We start from the raw sequence: 5,309 nt of genomic DNA on the forward strand, positions 1-5,309 counted from the left end.
CAATGTGTGTTCGGCGGTGTCCTACTTTTCCACCCGGGTGGGTAGTATCATCGGCGCTGGTAGGCTTAGCTTCCGGGTTCGGGATGGGTCCGGGCGTTTCCCTGCCGCTATGGCCGCCGTAACTGTATTCACTCGTTTTTGAGTGATCCCCGTGGTGTGGGGAAGTTTATAGCCCCTGTTTTTTGGTGGTGGGGGTGGTGTGTGATGTGTGGTGTGGTTGCGAGGTTTTGTTGGTGTTGTAAGTTTTCGGCCGGTTAGTGCCAGTTCCCTGAACCCATTACTGGGTGTGTAGGTCTGGTCTATCGATCCCGTGGTCTGCGGGGGGCCTTATCCCACTTGATGGGTGAGAAGCCTGGTCTTGGAGGGGGTTTCCCGCTTAGATGCTTTCAGCGGTTATCCTGTCCGAACGTGGCTATCCAGCGGTGCCCCTGGTGGGACAACTGGTGGACCAGAGGTTCGTCCGTCCCGGTCCTCTCGTACTAGGGACAGATTTCCTCAAGCTTCTGACGCGCGCGGCGGATAGAGACCGAACTGTCTCACGACGTTCTAAACCCAGCTCGCGTGCCGCTTTAATGGGCGAACAGCCCAACCCTTGGGACCTGCTCCAGCCCCAGGATGCGACGAGCCGACATCGAGGTGCCAAACCATCCCGTCGATATGGACTCTTGGGGAAGATCAGCCTGTTATCCCCGGGGTACCTTTTATCCGTTGAGCGACACCCCTTCCACTCAGAGGTGCCGGATCACTAGTCCCGACTTTCGTCCCTGCTCGACATGTATGTCTCGCAGTCAAGCTCCCTTGTGCACTTACACTCAACACCTGATTGCCGTCCAGGTTGAGGGAACCTTTGGGCGCCTCCGTTACTTTTTAGGAGGCAACCGCCCCAGTTAAACTACCCACCAGGCACTGTCCCTGAACCGGATATACGGTTCGAGGTTAGAGGCCCAATACGATCAGAGTGGTATTTCAACAACGACTCCACAATCACTGGCGTGACCGCTTCACAGTCTCCCACCTATCCTACACAAACCGTATCGAGCACCAATACCAAGTTGTAGTGAAGGTCCCGGGGTCTTTTCGTCCTGCCGCGCGTAACGAGCATCTTTACTCGTAATGCAATTTCGCCGAGTCTATGGTTGAGACAGTTGAGAAGTCGTTACGCCATTCGTGCAGGTCGGAACTTACCCGACAAGGAATTTCGCTACCTTAGGATGGTTATAGTTACCACCGCCGTTTACTGGGGCTTAAATTCTCCGCTTCACCCTTACGGGTTAACAGGTCCTCTTAACCTTCCAGCACCGGGCAGGCGTCAGTCCGTATACATCGTCTTGCGACTTCGCACGGACCTGTGTTTTTAGTAAACAGTCGCTTCTCACTGGTTTGTGCCACCCACTCACGCTTGGGCCGTGAAGGCTTACACGCCATGTGGGTCCCCCTTCTCCCGAAGTTACGGGGGCATTTTGCCGAGTTCCTTAACCATAGTTCACTCGTACGCCTTGGTATTCTCTACCTGACCACCTGTGTTGGTTTGGGGTACGGGCCGTGTGTGCGCTCGCTAGAGGCTTTTCTCGACAGCATAGGATCACCGAATTCGCCTCAATCGGCTATGCATCACCTCTCAGGATATATGCCAGACGGATTTGCCTATCTGACTCCCTACAGGTTTACCCCGGTATTACCACTGACCGGTACGGCTACCTTCCTGCGTCACCCCATCGCTTGACTACTACCACCGAAGGTCCCGCGCAGCCGGCGAAACCATCACCCCGAAGGGATCAGTGATTCGCCTTTTGGGCGGTTAGTACCGGTGATTCATCAGGGACGCTCACACACGGGTACGGGAATATCAACCCGTTGTCCATCGACTACGCCTGTCGGCCTCGCCTTAGGTCCCGACTCACCCTGGGCGGACTGGCCTGGCCCAGGAACCCTTGGTCTTTCGGCGGGCAAGGTTCTCACTTGCCTTATCGCTACTCATGCCTGCATTCTCACTCCCACACCCTCCACCACTCGATCACTCGGCGGCTTCACCGGATGCAGGACGCTCCCCTACCCAGCACAACAAGTGTGCTGCCGCGGCTTCGGCGGTGTGCTTGAGCCCCGCTACATTATCGGCGCACAATCACTTGACCAGTGAGCTATTACGCACTCTTTCAAGGGTGGCTGCTTCTAAGCCAACCTCCTGGTTGTCTTCGCGACTGCACATCCTTTTCCACTTAGCACACGCTTAGGGGCCTTAGCCGGCGATCTGGGCTGTTTCCCTCTCGACGCACGGAGCTTATCCCCCGCCGTCTCACTGCCGCATTACACCGTGTCGGCATTCGGAGTTTGGCTGACGTCAGTAACCTTGTGAGGCCCATCGGCCATCCAGTAGCTCTACCTCCGACACGAACACTGCGACGCTGCACCTAAATGCATTTCGGGGAGAACCAGCTATCACGGAGTTTGATTGGCCTTTCACCCCTACCCACAACTCATCCCCTCAGTCTTCAACCTAAGTGGGTTCGGGCCTCCACGCGGTCTTACCCGCGCTTCACCCTGGCCATGGGTAGATCACTCCGCTTCGGGTCCAGAACACACCACTACACCACACACTGTTGTGTGGATACGCCCTATTCAGACTCGCTTTCGCTACGGCTACCCCACCCGGGTTAACCTCGCGACATGTCCCTGACTCGCAGGCTCATTCTTCAAAAGGCACGCCATCACCCCACGACAAGTCGAAGGCTCTGACGGATTGTAAGCGCACGGTTTCAGGTACTCTTTCACTCCCCTCCCGGGGTACTTTTCACCATTCCCTCACGGTACTAATCCGCTATCGGTCACTGAGAAGTATTCAGGCTTACCGGGTGGTCCCGGCAGATTCACAGCAGATTCCACGGGCCCGCTGCTACTCGGGGAAAACATTTCACGAAAGCCGTCAGGTTTTCAGGTACGGGGCTCTCACCCTCTCCGGCAGGCCATCCCAGACCACTTCACCTAACCCCACGGTTGTTCACTTTCGCTCCCATCGGCGGATGAGAGAAGAAACGCCCCACAACACCGCACACACAACCCCCGCCGGGTATCACATGCACACGGTTTAGCCATCCTCCGCTTTCGCTCGCCACTACTCACGGAATCACTTTTGTTTTCTCTTCCTACGGGTACTGAGATGTTTCACTTCCCCGCGTTCCCCCCCAACGCCTATATATTCAGCGCTGGGTAACACGACATCACTCGTGCTGGGTTTCCCCATTCGGACATCCTCGGATCCACGCTCGGTTGGCAGCTCCCCGAGGCATATCGCAGCCTCCCACGTCCTTCATCGGCTCTCAGTGCCAAGGCATCCACCATGCGCCCTTAAACACTTACAACACAAAACCAAAAAAATGAGTCATCACCCACACACACCACACACCCCACAAAGGGCACACGACTGCGTGCGGGTATCAGAAAAATTTGCATTACATGCTGACCACACACAACCCACACAAGAGTCGCCTGCGATCAGATGCTCGCAACCACTATCCACAAATCAAACACCACACCCCACCACCAAAGCAGGGCAACAACAACCCTCCCACCCCACACAGGGGCCAGAGAAAAAACGGGCTGTTGTCTCAAAGCCCAATAGTGTGTCCGATGATTTTCCCCACCACGTATTTCCCACGCAGCAAGCCAAGTTTGTTGTATGCACCAGACCTGCATCCACTACAGATGAACAGGCCATCTTCACGAATCGGCTACGGTCACCGAACCCCCACACGATGTGGGCGGGCCGAGCTCTCGTGGTGCTCCTTAGAAAGGAGGTGATCCAGCCGCACCTTCCGGTACGGCTACCTTGTTACGACTTCGTCCCAATCGCCGATCCCACCTTCGACGGCTCCCTCCCACAAGGGGTTAGGCCACCGGCTTCGGGTGTTACCGACTTTCATGACGTGACGGGCGGTGTGTACAAGGCCCGGGAACGTATTCACCGCAGCGTTGCTGATCTGCGATTACTAGCGACTCCGACTTCACGGGGTCGAGTTGCAGACCCCGATCCGAACTGAGACCGGCTTTGAAAGGATTCGCTCCACCTCACGGCATCGCAGCCCTTTGTACCGGCCATTGTAGCATGTGTGAAGCCCTGGACATAAGGGGCATGATGACTTGACGTCATCCCCACCTTCCTCCGAGTTGACCCCGGCAGTCTCTCACGAGTCCCCACCATTACGTGCTGGCAACATGAGACAAGGGTTGCGCTCGTTGCGGGACTTAACCCAACATCTCACGACACGAGCTGACGACAGCCATGCACCACCTGCACACAGACCACAAGGGAATACCTATCTCTAGGCACGTCCTGTGCATGTCAAACCCAGGTAAGGTTCTTCGCGTTGCATCGAATTAATCCACATGCTCCGCCGCTTGTGCGGGCCCCCGTCAATTCCTTTGAGTTTTAGCCTTGCGGCCGTACTCCCCAGGCGGGGTACTTAATGCGTTAGCTACGGCACGGATCCCAAGGAAGGAAACCCACACCTAGTACCCACCGTTTACGGCGTGGACTACCAGGGTATCTAATCCTGTTCGCTCCCCACGCTTTCGCTCCTCAGCGTCAGTTACTGCCCAGAGACCCGCCTTCGCCACCGGTGTTCCTCCTGATATCTGCGCATTCCACCGCTACACCAGGAATTCCAGTCTCCCCTGCAGTACTCCAGTCTGCCCGTATCGCCCGCACGCCCACAATTGAGTTGTGAGTTTTCACGAACAACGCGACAAACCACCTACGAGCTCTTTACGCCCAGTAATTCCGGACAACGCTCGGACCCTACGTATTACCGCGGCTGCTGGCACGTAGTTGGCCGGTCCTTCTTCTCCAGGTACCGTCACTTGCGCTTCGTCCCTGGCGAAAGAGGTTTACAACCCGAAGGCCGTCATCCCTCACGCGGCGTCGCTGCATCAGGCTTGCGCCCATTGTGCAATATTCCCCACTGCTGCCTCCCGTAGGAGTCTGGGCCGTATCTCAGTCCCAGTGTGGCCGGTCACCCTCTCAGGCCGGCTACCCGTCGTCGCCTTGGTAGGCCATTACCCCACCAACAAGCTGATAGGCCGCGGGCCCATCCCACACCGCAAAAGCTTTCCACCACACACCATGAAGCGCGTGGTCCTATTCGGTATTAGACCCAGTTTCCCAGGCTTATCCCAAAGTGCAGGGCAGATCACCCACGTGTTACTCACCCGTTCGCCACTCGAGTACCCCGAAGGGCCTTTCCGTTCGACTTGCATGTGTTAAGCACGCCGCCAGCGTTCGTCCTGAGCCAGGATCAAACTCTCCAAACAAAAAC

At 56.5% G+C, this 5,309-nt stretch carries 3 rRNA genes; all 3 read right to left on the reverse strand.

What is annotated here, in order from left to right:
• Positions 1–8: 8 nt before the first annotated feature.
• A 5S ribosomal RNA gene (gene rrf / locus ACZY1G_RS27765) occupies positions 9–121 on the reverse strand.
• Positions 122–234: 113 nt separating this feature from the next.
• Positions 235–3,356 (reverse strand): 23S ribosomal RNA (locus tag ACZY1G_RS27770).
• A 428-nt stretch (positions 3,357–3,784) separates the two neighbouring features.
• Positions 3,785–5,304 (reverse strand): 16S ribosomal RNA (locus ACZY1G_RS27775).
• The 16S, 23S and 5S rRNA genes sit together here, the layout of an rRNA operon.
• Between the last annotated feature and the right edge of the window lie 5 nt (positions 5,305–5,309).

Source organism: Mycobacterium sp. IDUB_5 (assembly GCF_055419565.1).